Origin of the sequence: Ruegeria sp. HKCCD4884 (assembly GCF_013110855.1) — a bacterium.
Lineage (GTDB): Bacteria > Pseudomonadota > Alphaproteobacteria > Rhodobacterales > Rhodobacteraceae > Ruegeria.
In genome coordinates this window covers 41,741-59,295 of record NZ_WVRJ01000013.1, presented here as the reverse complement: position 1 = coordinate 59,295, position 17,555 = coordinate 41,741, and the positions used below count along the sequence as shown (strand labels likewise).

Sequence of the window (17,555 nt, the reverse complement as noted above, 5' to 3'; positions counted from 1 at the left end):
AGCCTCAAGCGCAAAAGTCGTTCATCGCTTTAGTGCGTTTTTGCAAAAATTGTTCGCCCCGATGATGCCGAACTCGGCCTGTTCTGAGACGTAAAGGTTCAAGGATTTACGAAGCTCGCTGAACCGCCCGCCGCCATTGAATGCGTCCTTGAAGTCCTGATCAAACAGCCAGCGGTTTTTCTCGGCGACCCCGCCGACAAGAAACACTCCACCAGCAGGCATAAGCGTGACAGCCATATCACCCATAAGCGCGCCCAGATGCGTTGTGAACATCTGCGCAGTTTTGACTGCGATGGGGTCCGAAGCATCGCGGGCTTCCGTCAAAATGTCTTTGGCCGAACGAAACGATGACCGCCCGGTGCCCGCTGCCAGCCCAACGGCCTGATACAGGATTGGAAGGCCAGTTCCGCTCAGAAACATCTCTGCTTCCAAAGCAAGGCTATCGCCAAAGAAACAGTCAGGAGCAATGTGGCGGGCGGCTTCAAAGACGTCGACCTCGTCCCGGTGACGCGGGTACAGCCCAACATGCCCACCTTCGCCGGAAACTGTGTGATAGTGACCTTCGGAAAAAAGCAATGCTCCGACGCCAAGTCCGGTGCCGGGTCCAACCACCAAACGCGTGCCTGCTGGTGGTTTCGCCTGACCTTGCAAAACCGAAACTTCGTTCTGTGTGACGTCAGCAACTGACCATGCCGCGGCCGTAAAGTCATTGATAACAAAAGTATGTTCCGCCCCGGTCGCCTGCGCCAGTTCCAACTCAGACAAGTCCAAATTGGCGTTTGTAAGGCGGATGACGCCGTCTCTGACAGGACCAGCCCCAGCGGCAACAACCGCCTGAGGATTCGTGCCAACCTCATCGCGTAACGCGTGAAATGCGTTCAGCAGATCATCCAGAGTTCCCGTTGGGTGCTTGCGCAGGTCTGTCAGTTCGCCGTTTGTCACAACGCCCAGACGCGTATTTGTTCCACCGATGTCCGCAACCAAATTCCAGTGCTCATGCACAGATCCGGATGGTTGCGCTAACGGCTGAGAGACGTTCTGCCCCTCTGAAAGGGCGGATTTAAGCGCCACGAACGACGCTTTGGGCGTTCTTTCCAGAGTTTCAAAATCCACGTCCACCAGTCCAAACCTTTTCTCGTATCCGAAGGCCCATTCGTAATTGTCCAGCAGAGACCAGACAAAATAGCCTTTAACCGGAACACCTTGTGCCAAAGCGTCCTGCACGGCTGCAAGGTGTGTATCAAGATATTCGATACGGTCCTCATCCCGCACGCGCTCTGCGCTCGCCATTCCGTTTTCGGTGATATAGATTGGTAGCCCGCCCGTATAGTCCTTCTGTGTGCGAACTAGAAAACGGTTTAGGGCAGAAGGTTCTATTTCCCAACCCATTTGCGTTTTTGGCAATGGTCCTGGAACATCCGTCAAGCTGGGCCAAGCGGAATCCTTCGGGGCAATCAGCTTTCGCGTATAGTAGTTCAATCCGCACCAATCGACCTTTGTGCCAATTGTCTCGAAATCATCCTGCCAGCCAGGGGGCAAGTGCGACTCAAGGCCGTCCAGCACCAATTGAGGATACTCTTTCCTGAATACACCACCAAGAAAGAACCGATTGTAAATCGCGTCATACCGGTCCGCTGCAAGTCGCGCTTCGACGCTGTCATCGGCGGGTTCTGCCCATTCAAGGTTGAACACCGCACCAAGGTTGCTCATGCCAAGGCTGCGCATGGCTTGAATGGCGCGTCCATGAGCAAGCAAAACGTGATGCATTGCGCGGGCCGTGGCGCGAATATCGCGCAAACCGGGCGCATGATGGCCCTCGAAATGGCTGAGCCAACCGACACACCATGGCTCGTTGATTGGGGCCGCACTGAACATCCTGTCACCGATGCGGCCCATGATGATTTCGGTGAAGTCTGCGAACCATCCCGCGATGTCTCGGTTGCACCACCCCCCCTGATCCGCAAGAGCGGAGGGCAGTTCCCAGTGATACAGCGTCACACACGGGCGGATTCCGCGGGCCAGCAGCGCGTCTGCCAGCCGGTCATAGTAATCCAGCCCGGCTTGATTGATCTGGCCGCGACCTTCCGGCATGACACGCGCCCAGCTGGTTGAGAACCGATAACAGTCAAAACCGGCCTCGCGCACCAGATCAAAATCCTGCTCGAACCGGTTCAGGTGGTCGCAAGCCAGATCGCCGTTTTCCTCACGCACCACATTGCCGGGTGAGGCCGCAAATGTATCCCAGTGCGTTCGCCCGGCACCACCCTGTGCATGCCCTTCGATTTGATAAGCCGAGGTTGCGACCCCGAAAAGGAAATCTTTTGGGAAGTCAGCGCGAGAATGTTTCATGATTACGTCCTGTTGGGCGCAGGGCCAGTCGAGCGGCCAACAACCAGTTCGGCCTCAAGTAATTTGGTATTGGGCGGACCATCCGGAGACTTGATCCGATCAATCAGCATCTCTGCTGCCATTTCCCCGGCTTGGCGGACAGATGATCGGGTCGCTGTGAAAATCGGGATGTCTTGCCCGTTCTTCAGATACGAAAGGTCATCGTCATGTGCGATGACCGAAACGTCGCGCCCCATAACTAAGCCTGCTTCGTCAATCGCGCGTCTGACCCCGATGGCGGAAATCATCGAGGATGCCAAAATAGCTGTTGGAGGGTCATCAAGCTGCAACATGCCGTGCGTTTCCCGATGCCCGAAAACCTCGGTCATCTCGGCACTGCGCATCAGGTCAGGGTCTGCGATTAAACCGGCTTGCTCCAGCGCCGCCAGATACCCCGCACGTCTGCGCTGTGCAAAATCCATCTCCTCCAGCCCGTTGATAAGGGCGATCCTGCGGTGTCCAAGATCAATCAAAAACCGGGTCGCCCGCAAAAACGAGCTTTTGTTGTTTACATCTATCCAGTCGTAAGGCGTATCCGCGCCCGTTGAACGCCCATGCACGATGAACGGCACTCTCATACGTTTGAGGACCTCGATCCGAGCTTCGTTCACTTTTGGACCTTGCAGCACAATACCATCAACGGCCCCTCGCTGAAAAAGGCTGCGATAGGCTTCTTCGATCGAGGTATCGTCAGCGTTGGTGAACATCATGTCGTACCCATGTTCCGCATATTTCTTTGCTGCTCCGGCGACAAAATCTCCGAAGATCGGGTTCACCATTTCATGTTGCGACGAACTGGGGATCACATGTCCGATAACCATGGATCGACCGGTTGCCAGCCCCTTTGCTCGGCTGTTGGGACGATACCCATGTTTCTGAGCGGCGGCTTGCACACGTACACGCGTTCCCTCGCTGACCTCGGGATAGCCGTTCAGCGCACGGCTTACCGTTGTTTGCGAAAGACCCAGAATTTCTGAGAGCTGCTTTAGGTTCATTATGCTATTCAAAGCGCCTTCAATTGTGTGCACGCACTTGTTGTGTGGGCAATTTAAGCGTCCGTCAACTTGTTTTGCCGCAAATGCCAGATTTATTAATATTGCTGGATTGGGAAAGCGAATTATTGACAGAGAGAAATTGTTAGCGGATAACACATCGCATCCAAAGCGCTTTGAAACTGAGTCTGCAAGCGCACGAAAACTTGGGAGGAGGATGAGATGAGACACTCGCTTTATGCAGGTGCGGCGGTGTTCGCCCTGATGGCTGGGTCTGTTCAGGCGGAAGGTGAATTGATCCACGCCGTAGGTGAGGGCAGCTTTGACTGGGACGGGTTTCAGGCTTTTGCCGATGCAAACGATCTGTCCGGGGAAAGTCTGACCATTTTTGGTCCCTGGCTGGCGGGTGAAGGCAAATCCTTTGAAAACCTCGTCGCGTATTTCGACGAAGCAACAGGCGCGAATTCCAGCTATGTGGGTTCAGATTCGCTTGAGCAGCAAATCCTCATTGACGCGGCAGCAGGCTCGGCGCCGAACCTGACGGTGTTTCCACAGCCCGGTCTGGCCGCAAACCTTGCGAAGCAGGGGTATCTGACACCGCTGGCCGAAGGATCGGCTGACTGGATCAAAGATAACTTTGCCGCAGGTCAGTCCTGGGTCGATCTGGGCACCTTCGAGAACGATCAAGGTGCTGCCGAGTTCTATGGTTTCTTCTTCAACGTGAACGTGAAATCTCTGGTCTGGTACATCCCGGAGAATTTTGAAGATTTCGGGTATGAAGTGCCTCAAACCATGGAAGAGTTCAAGGCGCTGATGGACCAGATGGTCGAAGATGGCGAAACCCCCTTGTGTGTTGGTCTGGCTTCAGGGGGTGCAACCGGATGGCCTGCAACCGACTGGGTTGAAGACCTGATGCTGCGCACCCAGCCGCCGGAAGTCTATGACCAGTGGGTGTCGAATGAGATGAAGTTTGACGATCCTCGGGTGATCGCCGCAATTGAGGAATATGGCAGCTTTACCCGCAACGACGACTATGTTGTCGGGGATGCTGACGACACCGCCGCGATTGACTTCCGCGACAGCCCCAAGGGTTTGTTCGACAGCCCTCCGGCCTGCATGATGCACCGCCAAGCGTCGTTTATTCCGGCGTACTTCCCTGAGGGCACCGAATTAGGCGTTGATGCCGATTTCTTCTATTTCCCGGCTTATGCTGAAAAGGATCTGGGTACTCCGGTACTTGGGGCGGGCACGCTGTTTACAGTCACCAACCCGAACCCTGCTGCCGAAGCGTTCATGGAGTTCCTCAAGACACCTTTTGCGCATGAGATCATGATGTCGCAAGACGGCTTCCTGACGCCTCACCTTGGTGCGAACCCTGAAAACTATTCCAACGACACTCAGCGTGGGCAGGGTGAAATCCTGACCAATGCCACCACTTTCCGCTTTGACGGGTCTGACCTGATGCCAGGTGCAGTTGGTGCGGGAACGTTCTGGACCGGGATGGTGGATTATTCGTCGGGTGCAAAAGACGCAGCCACCGTGGCCAGCGAAATCCAGTCGTCCTGGGACGCGGCCAAGTGATCAACCGCTGGGGCGGTCTTAGGATCGCCCCGCTTGCCAAACGGATGAGCGCACCATGACACCGGCACTTCAAGGCCTGCTGACGATCGCCATCGGCGTGTCGGGTTGTGTGGGCTATTTCTACCTCTCCAACCAGTTTCTGGACAAAGTCCTGTTCCCGCCGCGCGGGCCGAATGCGGGGCGCAACATCAACCGGGCCAACATGATCCGGCCATGGCTGTTTCTGTTCCCTGCGCTTGCTGCGCTGGGGCTGTATCTGGCCTATCCGGTTGTTGAAACGCTGCGCCTGTCACTCACGGAGCGTGTGCCCGGCGGCGGGTACAAGTGGGTTGGTTTGGACAATTACTCGCAAATGGCGGCTGAGCCCAAATTTTGGGAGGCCATGCGCAACAACATGTTCTGGCTGATTGTTGTGCCGGCCATGTCCACGGCCTTTGGTCTGCTTGTCGCGCAATTAACCGACCGCATCCGCTGGGGTAACTTCGCCAAATCTCTGATCTTCATGCCGATGGCGATTTCTTTTGTCGGCGCTTCAGTGATCTGGAAACTGGTCTATGATGCGCGACCTGCAGAACAAGACCAGATTGGCATCTTGAACGCGCTCTATATCTTTTTTGGCGGGGCCGAACCGCAAACCTGGCTGACGGTCCCGTTCTGGAACAGCTTTTTCCTGATGATCGTTTTGGTTTGGATTCAGACCGGTTTTGCCATGGTCATCCTTTCGGCAGCCCTGCGGGGCATTCCTGAAGAAACCATCGAAGCAGCCATTCTGGACGGCGCGAATCCGTTCCAGATCTTCTTCAAGATCAAGGTACCCCAGATCAAGACAACCATCCTTGTTGTTTGGACGACGATCACAATCACCGTGCTCAAGGTCTTTGACATCGTTTTTGCGATGACCAACGGCCAGTGGGAGACACAGGTGCTGGCTAACTATATGTACGACAAGCTTTTCCGGGCCAATGACTGGGGCGTCGGATCAGCCTCGGCCATGGTGATTATGCTGCTGGTTGCTCCAATCTTGGTGTGGAATGTGCGCAATGCCCGCAAGGAGATGGAGTAAGCCATGAGCGATATTGCAGGAACCAAACCGGCGCTCAGATGGGTTGTACACCTTTCGGTCGTCTTTCTTGTGGTGTTGTGGGTCATTCCAACTTTGGGTCTGTTGGTCTCGTCCTTTCGGACAGCCGACCAAATCTCATCAAGCGGGTGGTGGCGATCGCTGTTTCCATCCGAGCAGAACTTGACCCTTCGCAGCGCTGCGCCTGAAACACAGGTGTTGGAAAACGGCGTATACGTGATTGAAGGCCAATTGTTTGACGCGGGCGAGCAGGCAAAAATTTCGAGCTGGGGCATCAGTGCGCGCGAAGTCGACGCCTTTGCGCCCGGCCAAACGGCTGAACTACGCCGAGGTGGCACGATCACAGTGGACGCTGATGGTAATTACCGGATGGAAAACACCGAAGAGTTCTCCGGAAACCGCGGCGCACGTATCTTTGTGACGGCTGAGTTGCCGCCCGAGTTCACTTTGGACAACTACCAGAAAGTTCTTCTGGATCAGAGCAGTACGGACAGCATGGCCAAGGCGTTCTTCAATACGCTGACTGTGACGATACCGGCAACAATCATCCCGATTCTGGTTGCCGCCTTTGCGGCCTATGCGCTGGCCTGGATGGATTTTCCCGGTCGGGCATTGTTAATCGCGGCGGTTGTTGGGCTGTTGGTTGTTCCGCTTCAATTGGCCCTGATACCCTTGCTGAAATTTCACCTGAATATCGGCATCGGTAAGGGTTATCTGGGCGTCTGGCTGGCACATACCGGGTTCGGGATGCCTTTAGCGATTTATCTGCTTCGCAACTACATGGCCGGATTGCCGCGTGACCTGATCGAAAATGCCCGCGTCGACGGTGCGACTGAGTTCCAGATCTTCACCAAACTGATCCTGCCGCTCAGCTTTCCGGCGCTGGCGTCTTTCGCGATCTTCCAGTTCCTTTGGACATGGAACGACCTTCTGGTTGCGAAGGTCTTCCTGATCGACGCGACAGGCCAGACGACCGTGATGACCAACCGCATCGTCGAGCTTTTGGGGACGCGAGGTGGCAACTGGGAAATTCTTGCGACCGCCGCTTTTGTCTCGATCTTTGTGCCGCTGGTCGTTTTCTTCGCAATGCAAAAATACCTGGTCCGGGGCCTGTTGGCCGGATCTGTAAAATAGAGGCGTCTGATGAACGTGCAGAACAACCTTGAACACGGCAAAGCAACAAAACTGTCTTCGGATTGGTGGCGCGGAGGGGTGATCTATCAGATCTACCCGCGGAGTTTTCAGGACAGCAACGGCGATGGGATCGGTGACTTGAAAGGCATCACCACGCGACTGGACTATATCGCGTCGTTGGGTGTTGATGCGATCTGGATCTCACCGTTTTTCAAGTCACCAATGAAAGACTTTGGATACGATGTCAGCGATTATCGCGACGTCGACCCGATGTTCGGAACGCTTGAGGACTTCAAAGAGCTTCTGGATCAGGCGCATGCCAAAGGACTCAAGATCATGATCGATCTGGTTCTGTCGCACACGTCGGACCAGCACCCTTGGTTCAGCAAAAGCCGCAGCAGCCGTGAGAACCCGAAATCCGACTGGTATGTGTGGGCTGATCCCAAGCCGGATGGCACACCACCAAACAACTGGCTTTCGATCTTTGGCGGCTCGGCCTGGCAATGGGATTCTCGCCGCCTGCAGTACTATCTGCACAACTTTCTGACATCGCAGCCGGATCTGAATTTCCACTGCCCGGATGTTCAGGATGCTTTGTTAGACGTCGCACGGTTCTGGCTTGATCTTGGCGTAGACGGCTTTCGGTTGGACACAATCAATTTTTACTTCCATGACAAAGAATTGCGCGACAACCCAGCCCTGCCGATGGATCAGCGCAACGCATCGATTGCACCAGCAGTCAACCCGTACAACCATCAGGACCACCTATTCTCGAAAAGCCAACCCGAAAATATCGCATTCCTTGAACGGCTGCGCGCGCTGACGGACGCATACGAAGGCCGCGCGTGCCTGGGCGAGGTCGGCGATGCGCAGCGTGGGCTCGAGATCATGGGCGAATACACCTCGGGCGACAAGCGGATGCACATGTGCTATGCGTTTGAGTTTCTCGAGAAACGCGCACTGACGGCAAGTTACACCAAACATGTCTTTGACCAATTGCAGGCCAAGGCAGGGGATGCATGGCCCTGTTGGGCGTTTTCGAACCATGACGTGCAACGCCATGCCTCTCGCTGGAATTTGGATGATACCGCGGCCCGGCAACATGCGGTTCTCATGATGTGCCTACGCGGCTCGGCTTGCCTGTATCAAGGCGAAGAATTGGGCTTGCACGAAGCAGATGTGCCGTTTGAGAAGCTACAAGATCCCTATGGCATTGAGTTCTGGCCCGAATTCAAAGGCCGCGACGGTTGCCGTACGCCAATGGTTTGGCAAGCGCAGGATGAACAGTCCGGCTTCAGCACCGCAGAACCCTGGCTGCCGGTCAGCGTCCAGCAGGCTGAACACGCGGTAGACCGGGCCGAGGCGGATCCGCAATCGATGCTGAACCACTATCGCCGCGCCATTGCACTGCGTCATGCACACCCGGCTTTGGCATCTGGACGCCTTTCTGAGATGAACGAAATAGGCCCGGTTCTGACTTTCCTGCGCGAGGACAGTTCTGAACAAATCTTCTGTGCGTTCAATCTCGGATCAGATCAGACCGAGATCAAAGTGCCTGAAGGCAATTGGCAAACCATCAGTCAGGAACTTGGCGGTATCGACGGTGCAAATTCAATCACTTTGGCGGCTTCGCAATTCTGCCTGATGGTTCGGGGAAAGGGATGAGACATGTCTGAACTCAACCTAACGGATGTCGCCAAGTCTTATGGCCCTGTTGACGTTCTGAAGAACATCAATCTCGACATTGAGCAGGGCGAACTGATCGTTTTTGTTGGTCCTTCCGGTTGTGGGAAATCCACTCTGCTTCGGATGATCGCCGGTTTAGAAAAGATTACAGGCGGCACGCTGGAAATCGAAGGGCAGGTCATGAACGATGTGCCGCCCGCACAACGGGGCATCGCGATGGTTTTTCAAAGCTACGCCCTGTATCCCCACATGACCGTGCGCGAGAACATGGCGTTTGCCCTGAAAATCGCCAAGATGCCTACGGCCGAGATTGATGCTGCGGTAGAGCGTGCCGCCAAGATTCTGCAACTGGACCCCTTTCTGGACCGGTTGCCCAAAGCTCTATCCGGCGGTCAGCGACAACGTGTTGCGATCGGGCGCGCGATCGTGCGCGACCCAAAGGTGTATCTTTTTGATGAGCCTCTGTCGAACCTTGACGCAGCCCTCCGGGTCGCCACACGGATCGAAATCGCGCGGCTGAAAGAGGCCATGCCTGACAGCACCATGATCTACGTCACCCACGATCAGGTCGAAGCGATGACATTGGCCAGCCGGATTGTGGTTTTGGCCAACAAGGGTATTGCTCAAGTTGGCACGCCGCTTGAGCTTTATGAAACGCCCGACAACGAGTTTGTGGCCCAATTCATTGGCTCGCCTTCAATGAACCTTTTGCCCGGAACTATCACCGGAACGGGGGCGACAACGACCGTCGAGCTTGCCTCGGGCGGCACCGCCGTTTCCGCGATTCCGACCGAGGACAGTAATCAGGGCAAGCAGGTCAAGATCGGGGTGCGCCCTGAAGACTTTGTCATCACAGAAAGCACCGCGATCCTGACTGGAACCGTTGATTTCACCGAGGCTTTGGGTGAAGTCACACTGTTGTATTTTGAGAAAACCGCGGACGCGGAAGCGCCAATTGCCAAACTGCCTGGTGTTCAAAGGAATATGCGCGGGCAAACGGTTTCCGTGACCGCAGCCCCTGAAAAAGTACACCTGTTCCACAACGGCGTATCGATGCGAAAGTGATAGCAACGGGCGTTCAACGCGACGCTTGACAACGCGATAGTTCGTATTCCACCATAATTGAAACGTTTCAATGGTGGTGAATGAGAGTTTCAGCCCAGCTTTATACCGTCCGCCAATGTGGCGATCTGTCAGATCAGCTGCGTCTGGTTGCAGCTTGCGGTTTTACTGATGTCGAAACCACCGGCCTGCATGATCTCAGCCCGCAGCAGATGGCACGCATTGTTCATCAATCAGGTTTAAACGTAAGGTCGGCGCATTTTGACTGGGAAGAGTTCGACACCCGTTTCGACGAGGTCGTCGAAGTTCTAGGTCTTTTGGAATGCCAGGTGGCCGTCATGCCTTGGCTGGCGCCCCAGGTGCGGCCCGACACTGCCCGGGGATGGATGGCAGTGTCGGGCCAGTTGTCTGAATGGGCTGATCAGCTTAGTGAACACGGCATCCGCCTTGCCTATCACAATCATGATTTTGATTTGGTGGGAAACCCCGGTGAAACGCCTCTGGATCAAATACTGGCCCAGGGGAAAGTTTATTGGCAGCCGGATGTCGGCTGGCTGCAAGCTTCTGGTCTAGACCCTGCGGCAACACTCACTCTCCACGCAGACCGAATCCTGTCGGTCCATGCAAAAGACATCGATCCGGATGCTGGGACAGGTGACGAATGTTGGCGCGATCTGGGTGAGGGCGTTGTGGACTGGGGTGCCACATTAAATGCCCTCGCGCACAGCAACTGCACCGATCTGTTTGTAGAACATGACGAAAGTTCTAATCACAGACGCACGTTGAACACAGGGCGGATGTTCCTGACCGAACAGCTGATCGGGGCCACCTGATGGCGCGGGCGACGATCAAATCGATCGCCAAGAAGACAGGCTATTCTGTTGGCACGGTCTCGAACGCGTTGCGGGATGCCCCGTCAGTGAAACAAGAAACGCGCGAGGAGGTTCAAAAGGCCGCCGCCGCGTTAGGCTATCGCGTCAACCTGGATGGGCTCAAGCTGCGCACCAACAAGTCCTATCGGATCGCAGTTTTGGTGACCGTGTCGGAAGAGTCTGCCGAGGAATGGGAAGGCGTAGAATTCACGCGTATTTTGGCCGGAATTTCAGGCGCGGTTCAGGGGTCGCGCTATCAACTGAGCGTTTTCAGCATCAGCGAAAGCGACACTGAACTGGAGACCTTGCGCTCGATCGTGCAAGAGGGTTTGGCCGATGGCGTGATCTTCTCGGGCACCCGTGTGAACGACCCGCGCATCGCATACTTGCAGGCCGAGGGATTCCCTTTCGTCACATATGGTATGAGCGACAGTACCCGGTCGCATGCCTATGTGGACCTCGACAGTCAGGCGGCTGCCTTCGATGCGACCGCGCGACTAATCCGCCTGGGTCATCGTCGGATCGCATTGATCAACCCGCCTGATGATCTGATCTATGCGCAACAACGACTCAAGGGTTATGCAGATGCTTTGTCAGAGGCAGGGGTGGGCTTTAACCCGACACTGATAGAAACCGGGCCAACGACAGCAGAGACAGGCCAAGTAGCCTTTTCTGCACTAATGAAACTGCCGAACCCACCAAGCGCTATAATTTGCGCTAACGAGGCGATGACCCTTGGCGCCTTGTCAGCCGCAGCCGAAACAGGAGTGAGGGTAGGGCAGGACGTTGTGGTCATTTCAAACGATGACCTGAAACTCAGCCAGTACTTTGTGCCCCCGCCCAGCACCTATTACCTGCCCATTGGTGAAACGAGCCGCCTGTTGGGAGAGTTCATGCTGAAAGCCTTGGACGGCGCTGACCCGCCAGAGATTCAAAAAAAGATCAAGCCCAAACTGATCGAGCGGCAACCTGACACACCTGCGTCACAAGATGCGCAAGTAACCTAGACCAACAGAGGAGAGACCAAACATGTTCAAACACCTAATTGCCGCGGCGACGCTTGCCGCGATGACAGCGCCCGCAGCGTTTGCCGCTGATCTGGAAGGTCGCGTGCTCAAGATCGGGACGGACGCGACCTATCCGCCGATGGAAACCGTGGATGAAACAACCGGTGAGATTGTGGGCTTTGACGTTGACGTCATGAACGCCATTTGCGAGCGCGTGAACTGCGTTCCAAACTTCGTCAACACGGCGTGGGATGGCATCTTTGCAGCCCTTCAGCAAGGCGAGTTCGATCTGGTGATTTCGGGCGTCTCAATCACGCCGGAGCGGGAAGAAACAATGGATTTCTCCGAGCCATACATCGTTGTCAGCCAGGCGATCCTGCTTCAGGTCGACAACGCGGACATGACGTTGGACGATTTCAAGGCGGGTGGTCAGAAGCTTGCCGCACAAACCGGAACGACCAATGCGCAACTGGCCGAAGAATTGGTGGGCCGTGAGAATGTCAGCCTGTATGACAACTTCTCGGCGGCCATTCTAGCGCTGCAAAACGCAGACGTTCAGGGTGTGATTATCGATGGCACATCTGCATCCGCATACGAGCAGGAATTTGCTGGAGAACTGACGGTCGGGATAACCGGTCTGCAGTCCGACCCGCTGGGTATTGTTTTTCAGGAAGGCGACCCAACCGTCGACGCAATCAACACTGGCCTCGCCGCCATCAAGGAAGACGGCACGCTGGACAAGCTGATGGCCCAATACTGGGGCACCAACTGATCCTCTGAACACCTACAGCCCCGGCGGAGTTTATTCGCCGGGGTTTTGACTTAGCGGAGAACCCCATGTCGCGCCTGAGCTCGATCCGCCCGAGCAACCTTGTGTTGCTCGCTGCCGCGCCGTTCATTATTTACCTGTTTGCCACCTCATCCAAGTATTTGCGATCTCTGGTTGCCATCCTGGGGATCGGCAACAATGCGGGGCCTATCTTTGTCGGGTTTTTGCTGATCCTGACAACGGCGACCCTGGGCTATCTCTGCGCCCGGCACTCTCGTTTCCAGTTGCAGGCGCCAGCCTGGTTGCGTGTCTCAGCAATAGCGGCATTTCCGGTTGCGGTCGGGCTGTCGATCCTTTCCTTTGTTGCGCCTCAGATTCTTTTACCTTTCGCCGAGTCAGTGTTTTTTCATGCACTTAACGAAAACACTTCAACTTTGATTGACCGATCCAGCCAGACCTGGGTTCTGTTCCCCGAAGTGGTAAATCAGGTTCAGACAGGTTTACAGATTTTGCTGGCGATCTACGCGGTTGTCGTCGCGCTGTGCTTTGTGTCGGGTCGTCTGGCCAATCCATTGCGCAGTTTCGTGCAAATTGGGTTTGAGGTTCTGACCGGAGCTTCTTTGTTCTACCTGATGTTCATGGCCCATTGGCAATTCGCCACCGGGGTTGCGATCACGTTCCGCGCGGCGATCTTTGCTTATATCTTCGCCGCTATCCTTGGGCTTATCTGGGTTGGGCTACAGTCATTCAAACCCAAAGCGCGCACAACGATGGTCTATGGTGCGATAAGCTTGGGTCTTTTGGGCGTTTCGACCTTCTTCTTCATGCAGCCACAGGTGAATTATGTCCTTGTTGGCAGCACGGACGCCCGCATTGCCATTGTGCGCGGCACCCCGCAGGCGCAGGCAGACATTATCCGTTTCGGTGAATTCGAAGGTGGCGGAGAACAAAATTATCGCATTCGCAGCGCCACAGACGCAGCGGCGGCGCTTGAGCAAATAGAAACCGTTGACAGCGTGTCGGGGGCATTTGTCCCGGTTGAGGCGCATACTCAGGGTTATCCTGTGCTCTGGCAAACCAGCTTTTTGCCGGACAAGTTTCGCAATCCGGCGCTGGCTTTTGCAGTTTTTGGCTTTCTGCTTTTAACGCTGACCATAGGCGGAGCGCAGCATAAATTGCACCCGCTTGCCGTCGGGGCCGAGTTCTTTGTGGATACCATCCGGGGCATCCCGATGCTGGTGATCATTCTCTACATAGGTTTGCCGCTGGCCGGTGCGGTCAAGGACGCCACAGGGGGCGGCATAGACATGACGAATATGACACGCGGGATCATCGCCATCTCGGTGGGTTATTCCGCCTATATGGCCGAGATCTTCCGATCTGGAATCGAGGCGATCCCTAAAGGACAGTTGGAAGCGGGCAGTTCTCTGGGGCTGTCTCGGTGGCAAACTGCACGGCTGATCGTCCTGCCACAGGCATTGCGGATTGTGACACCGCCTTTGGGTAACGAATTCATTGCGATGATCAAGGACACCTCTCTGCTGTCGATCCTTTCAGTCCGGGACATGACCCAGAGAATGCGAGAGTTTCAAGCCGCCAGTTTCCTGCCGTTCGCCCCATTTAACACAGCGGCCATCCTTTATGTCGTGATTACATTGGGATGCGCCAGCTTCTTGAAGTGGATCGAGCGGCGCACCGCAAAGGACGATAGATGAGCAAGCTTGAACTGGGGGTTTGCTATTACCCCGAGCAATGGGACCCGTCCCAATGGCGCGACGATGCCAGACGCATGGTCGAGATGGGGTTGGATTGGGTGCGGATCGCCGAATTCACCTGGGGTCTGATCGAACCCGCGCGTGGGCAATTCCGTTGGGATTGGCTGGACGAGGTGATCGAAATTTTGGGGGATGCCGGTCTAAAAGTTATGATGTCGACCCCCACGGCCGCCCCGCCAAAGTGGCTGATCGATGAGCACCCCGAAATTCTGCCAGTTGGGCCGGACGGTCGGGTCAGAGGATATGGCGCGCGCAGGCATTACTGCTTTTCCAGCGAAATCTATTTGTCCGAAGCCCAAAGGATCGCAACCGAATATGCCCGCAGGTATGGAACAAACCCTCATGTCCACGCCTGGCAGATCGACAATGAATATAACGACCACGATACGGTGCTTAGCTATTCAGAAGCGGCACGCATCGGATTTCGGCGCTGGCTGGAACAGCAATACGGAACTATCGACGCGTTGAATCAGACATGGGGAACAGTGTTTTGGGGATCGCTCTATTCCGCGTTTGGACAGATCGAGCTGCCAATCGGCTTGGTTGCTGCCCCGAACTCGACGCAGGCGCTGGACTTCATGCGGTATTCTTCAGACAGGGTACGTCTGTTTAACAAAGCGCAAGTCGACGTTCTTCGGAAACACGCTCCGGGCCGCGAGATCACGCACAACTTCATGGCCGGTAGTTTTGAGTTCGACCACCATGCCGTCGCTGCAGATTTGGATGTTGTCGGATTCGACAGCTATCCGTTGGGGAACCTGATGGGTTCGACCTTGTCCGATGACGAAAAGCGTCGATATCTGCGAACAGGTGCTCCAGATTATCAGGGCTTTCATTGCGATCTGTATCGCAGTCAGGGACGTGGCCGGATGTGGATTCTGGAGCAGCAACCGGGGCCGGTGGACTGGGCGGCTAAGAATCCCGCTCCGGCTGAGGGTATAGTGCGGCTTTGGACTTGGGCAGCTTATGCTCATGGGGCGCAAGCGGTTATGTTCTTTCGCTGGCGGCAAGCAAAATTTGCACAGGAACAATACCATACCGCCTTGCTGCGTTCAGATAACAGCCCGGATCAAGCCGCAACAGAACTGACTCAGATCGTGAAAGATCGCAACGCGCTGCCCCCGGTTGAACGGTGCAAAGCCAAGGTGGCGATACTGCTGGACTATAGTTCGATCTGGGCGGCGGACATCCTGCCACATGATGAGGATTTTCCGAACGCACATATTTTCCGGGAATGGTATGCGGGCTTGCGCCAGCTTGGCGCAGACGTCGATTTCCTCGGGCCGGAAGATGACTTGAATGGCTACGCGCTGATCCTTCTTCCTCAGAGCATGATTGTCAGTGCAAACCTTGCCGCCAGAATTTCTGATTCGGGTGCGAAACTGGTGATCGGGGCGCGGTCCGGCAGCAAAACGCCTTGGATGCATACCCCAGAAAACCTCGCACCCGGTGCTTTGGCCGCGCTGACCGGAGTTCGTGTGACCCGTGTCGAGTCTCTTCCACATTTGGCGCAAGAGACTGTGCAACTGGCCGACGGTCAACGGTTTGCTTTCTGTGGATGGCGCGAGATTGTCGAGACCAAGGAACACGTTCTTGCCCGCTTTGACAGCGCCTATTGCGACGGAAGCCCTGCTGTCGTTCGATCAGACCGGGCGATCTATTTGGCCATGATCCCTCGCGACAGATTGCTTTTGTCCATTTTGCGACAGGCAATGGAATGGGCTGGCATAAGCACTTTGGAATGCGATTCTGACATTCGTATGACCCGACGTGGTAACTTGCAATTTGCGTTCAATTTTGGGGACGTTCCGAAACACTTGCCCGTCGGAGAGCACCGCACATTTTTGTTGGGCGCTGATCCAGTAGGCGCCAGGGATTTGGCTGTTTGGCAAGAAGATGTGACACCAAAAAGAACAATCTGAACGTGTTCTTGTAAGGAACTGGACTTAAGATTTCTAAAAACTGTCACTTTTGGACTGCCGTACTGACACGGAAAGTCCTATAAACAAAAAATAAAAACAAAACAGTCCATCAATGGGAGAATTCTAATGGCTGATAAATCGACTCTTTCCAGACGCTCGGTGCTAAAAAGCGCGGGCGCAGCTGCTTTGGCGGCACCGCTGTACAGCAAGAGCGCGCTGGCGTCTTCGGGTGAGATTAACATTCTGATGTGGTCGGACTATCTTCCACCCAGCTTTATCGAAGAGTTTCAGACCCTGACCGGCATCAAAGTTAACTACACCGGCATCGGTTCGAACGAAGAAATCATCAACAAGATGAAGGCCACCAAGGGCCAGGGCTTTGACATTGTCTCGCCCACCAACAACCGCTCTTTGCAGTGGGAACCTTTGGAGCTGCTGCAACCCTTTGACATGAACAAGGTTCCGATTGATCTGGTGAACCCGGCAATGGCCAAGATCGGTACTGACGCTTGGAACTTCGGCGGATCAGGCGCGCATTGGCTGCCGCATATCTGGGGCACAGAAGGCATCGCGTATCGCACCGATTTGTGGCTGCCGGAAGGTGATGCGCCGTCTTATGGCGATGTCTGGTCGGAAGAAAACGCGGGCAAGACAATGGGTCGCGCGCATTCGATGATGCTGGGTGCGGGTCTGTTCATGGAGCGTTCTGGCGAAATGGAGCCGGGCTCGGTCTGGGCTGCGTATGGTGACGAAGACACAATGCGCAAGGTCTGGGGTCAGATCACTGACTGGTGCATCGCGCGGAAGGATCGTATCAAATTGATCTGGAATGACGCCGATACGCAGAAGAACGGTCTGCTGAACGAAGGTGTGATCGTTGGCCAAACTTGGGACGGCCCGCCACTGGCGCTGAAGTCCGCCGGCGAGCCAGTGCACTACCAGGCGCCTGTCGAAGGTGCGATGGCCTGGGTTGACGGTATGTCGATTCCAACAGGTGCTGCGAATATCGATCAGATCTACGCATTCATTGACTTTGCCTATCAGGCGAAACCTGCTGGTGTTGCTATCGACAGCCACGGCTACAACTCGCCGGTTCTGGGTGCCGATCAATATTCGGGCGACACTTACAAGAAGAACTTTGCCGAAGCCTATCCGGGGGACTCGCTGGCCAACCTCAACCCGTGGCCGGCCGAAGCGCCTTGGTATGCTGAAACACGGACCGAGTTCGTCAACAAGTTCAAAAGCGCTTAACCGCTTAGAAAAACGGCCCTCCGCAAACCGCGGGG

General features: G+C 55.3%; 13 protein-coding genes and 1 pseudogene. 11 read left to right on the top strand and 3 right to left on the bottom strand.

Annotated features, from left to right (window positions below; all coding sequences use genetic code 11):
- Window positions 1-21: 21 nt before the first annotated feature.
- From GS636_RS22760 to GS636_RS17615, 3 genes and pseudogenes are all read right to left on the bottom strand, one after another.
- Window positions 22-1,002 carry an ROK family protein gene (locus tag GS636_RS22760; protein ID WP_371732126.1) on the bottom strand — a complete coding sequence of 327 codons (981 nt, stop codon included), beginning with the start codon at window positions 1,000-1,002 and terminating at the stop codon, window positions 22-24.
- A 45-nt stretch (window positions 1,003-1,047) separates the two neighbouring features.
- Window positions 1,048-2,349, bottom strand: a pseudogene (locus GS636_RS22755) (GH1 family beta-glucosidase); the annotation flags it as partial.
- Window positions 2,350-2,351: 2 nt separating this feature from the next.
- Entirely contained in the window at window positions 2,352-3,383 is a 1,032-nt protein-coding gene (locus GS636_RS17615) for a LacI family DNA-binding transcriptional regulator (RefSeq protein ID WP_171671183.1), read from the bottom strand.
- A gap of 219 nt (window positions 3,384-3,602) precedes the next feature.
- On the opposite strand from GS636_RS17615, the gene GS636_RS17610 reads away from it, so the two are divergent.
- The 11 genes from GS636_RS17610 to GS636_RS17560 all read left to right on the top strand — a co-directional run bounded on the left by GS636_RS17610 (window position 3,603) and on the right by GS636_RS17560 (window position 17,520).
- Window positions 3,603-4,961 (top strand): ABC transporter substrate-binding protein, encoded by a 1,359-nt coding sequence (locus GS636_RS17610; protein ID WP_171671180.1) that lies wholly within the window; start codon window positions 3,603-3,605, stop codon window positions 4,959-4,961.
- 55 nt (window positions 4,962-5,016) lie between these two features.
- On the top strand, window positions 5,017-6,024 hold the full coding sequence (locus GS636_RS17605) for a carbohydrate ABC transporter permease (protein ID WP_171185461.1): 1,008 nt from the start codon (window positions 5,017-5,019) through the stop codon (window positions 6,022-6,024).
- Between the two features lie 3 nt (window positions 6,025-6,027).
- The gene (locus tag GS636_RS17600) at window positions 6,028-7,176 is read left to right on the top strand and encodes a carbohydrate ABC transporter permease (RefSeq protein ID WP_171671177.1); all 1,149 of its coding nucleotides are present in this window, start codon (window positions 6,028-6,030) and stop codon (window positions 7,174-7,176) included.
- A gap of 9 nt (window positions 7,177-7,185) precedes the next feature.
- Window positions 7,186-8,841 carry an alpha-glucosidase gene (locus GS636_RS17595; protein ID WP_171671175.1) on the top strand — a complete coding sequence of 552 codons (1,656 nt, stop codon included), beginning with the start codon at window positions 7,186-7,188 and terminating at the stop codon, window positions 8,839-8,841.
- 3 nt (window positions 8,842-8,844) lie between these two features.
- Entirely contained in the window at window positions 8,845-9,927 is a 1,083-nt protein-coding gene (locus GS636_RS17590; protein ID WP_171671173.1) for an ABC transporter ATP-binding protein, read from the top strand.
- 80 nt (window positions 9,928-10,007) lie between these two features.
- Window positions 10,008-10,757 carry a sugar phosphate isomerase/epimerase gene (locus GS636_RS17585; protein WP_171671171.1) on the top strand — a complete coding sequence of 250 codons (750 nt, stop codon included), beginning with the start codon at window positions 10,008-10,010 and terminating at the stop codon, window positions 10,755-10,757.
- Window positions 10,757-11,803: a LacI family transcriptional regulator gene (locus GS636_RS17580; protein ID WP_171671168.1), complete on the top strand. Its 1,047-nt coding sequence runs from the start codon at window positions 10,757-10,759 to the stop codon at window positions 11,801-11,803. Before GS636_RS17585 ends, GS636_RS17580 begins: the two co-directional genes overlap by 1 nt.
- A gap of 22 nt (window positions 11,804-11,825) precedes the next feature.
- Complete coding sequence (locus GS636_RS17575) at window positions 11,826-12,575, top strand: basic amino acid ABC transporter substrate-binding protein (RefSeq protein ID WP_171671166.1); 750 nt, start codon at window positions 11,826-11,828, stop codon at window positions 12,573-12,575.
- A 65-nt stretch (window positions 12,576-12,640) separates the two neighbouring features.
- Window positions 12,641-14,287, top strand: coding sequence for an amino acid ABC transporter permease (locus GS636_RS17570; RefSeq protein WP_171647195.1), 1,647 nt, complete (start codon window positions 12,641-12,643; stop codon window positions 14,285-14,287).
- A complete protein-coding gene (locus GS636_RS17565) occupies window positions 14,284-16,269 on the top strand; it encodes a beta-galactosidase (protein ID WP_171671163.1) in 1,986 nt (661 codons plus the stop codon). Before GS636_RS17570 ends, GS636_RS17565 begins: the two co-directional genes overlap by 4 nt.
- Before the next feature lie 126 nt (window positions 16,270-16,395).
- A complete protein-coding gene (locus tag GS636_RS17560; RefSeq protein ID WP_171094786.1) occupies window positions 16,396-17,520 on the top strand; it encodes an extracellular solute-binding protein in 1,125 nt (374 codons plus the stop codon).
- Window positions 17,521-17,555 lie beyond the last annotated feature (35 nt).

Excerpts from the sequence above, each read along its gene's own strand:
- GS636_RS17615 (WP_171671183.1), bottom strand. The coding sequence starts at position 3,383 with ATGAACCTAAAGCAGCTCTCAGAAATTCTGGGTCTTTCGCAAACAACG.
- GS636_RS17610 (WP_171671180.1), top strand. The coding sequence starts at position 3,603 with ATGAGACACTCGCTTTATGCAGGTGCGGCGGTGTTCGCCCTGATGGCT.
- GS636_RS17605 (WP_171185461.1), top strand. The coding sequence starts at position 5,017 with ATGACACCGGCACTTCAAGGCCTGCTGACGATCGCCATCGGCGTGTCG.
- GS636_RS17600 (WP_171671177.1), top strand. The coding sequence starts at position 6,028 with ATGAGCGATATTGCAGGAACCAAACCGGCGCTCAGATGGGTTGTACAC.
- GS636_RS17595 (WP_171671175.1), top strand. The coding sequence starts at position 7,186 with ATGAACGTGCAGAACAACCTTGAACACGGCAAAGCAACAAAACTGTCT.
- GS636_RS17590 (WP_171671173.1), top strand. The coding sequence starts at position 8,845 with ATGTCTGAACTCAACCTAACGGATGTCGCCAAGTCTTATGGCCCTGTT.
- GS636_RS17585 (WP_171671171.1), top strand. The coding sequence starts at position 10,008 with ATGAGAGTTTCAGCCCAGCTTTATACCGTCCGCCAATGTGGCGATCTG.
- GS636_RS17580 (WP_171671168.1), top strand. The coding sequence starts at position 10,757 with ATGGCGCGGGCGACGATCAAATCGATCGCCAAGAAGACAGGCTATTCT.
- GS636_RS17575 (WP_171671166.1), top strand. The coding sequence starts at position 11,826 with ATGTTCAAACACCTAATTGCCGCGGCGACGCTTGCCGCGATGACAGCG.
- GS636_RS17570 (WP_171647195.1), top strand. The coding sequence starts at position 12,641 with ATGTCGCGCCTGAGCTCGATCCGCCCGAGCAACCTTGTGTTGCTCGCT.
- GS636_RS17565 (WP_171671163.1), top strand. The coding sequence starts at position 14,284 with ATGAGCAAGCTTGAACTGGGGGTTTGCTATTACCCCGAGCAATGGGAC.
- GS636_RS17560 (WP_171094786.1), top strand. The coding sequence starts at position 16,396 with ATGGCTGATAAATCGACTCTTTCCAGACGCTCGGTGCTAAAAAGCGCG.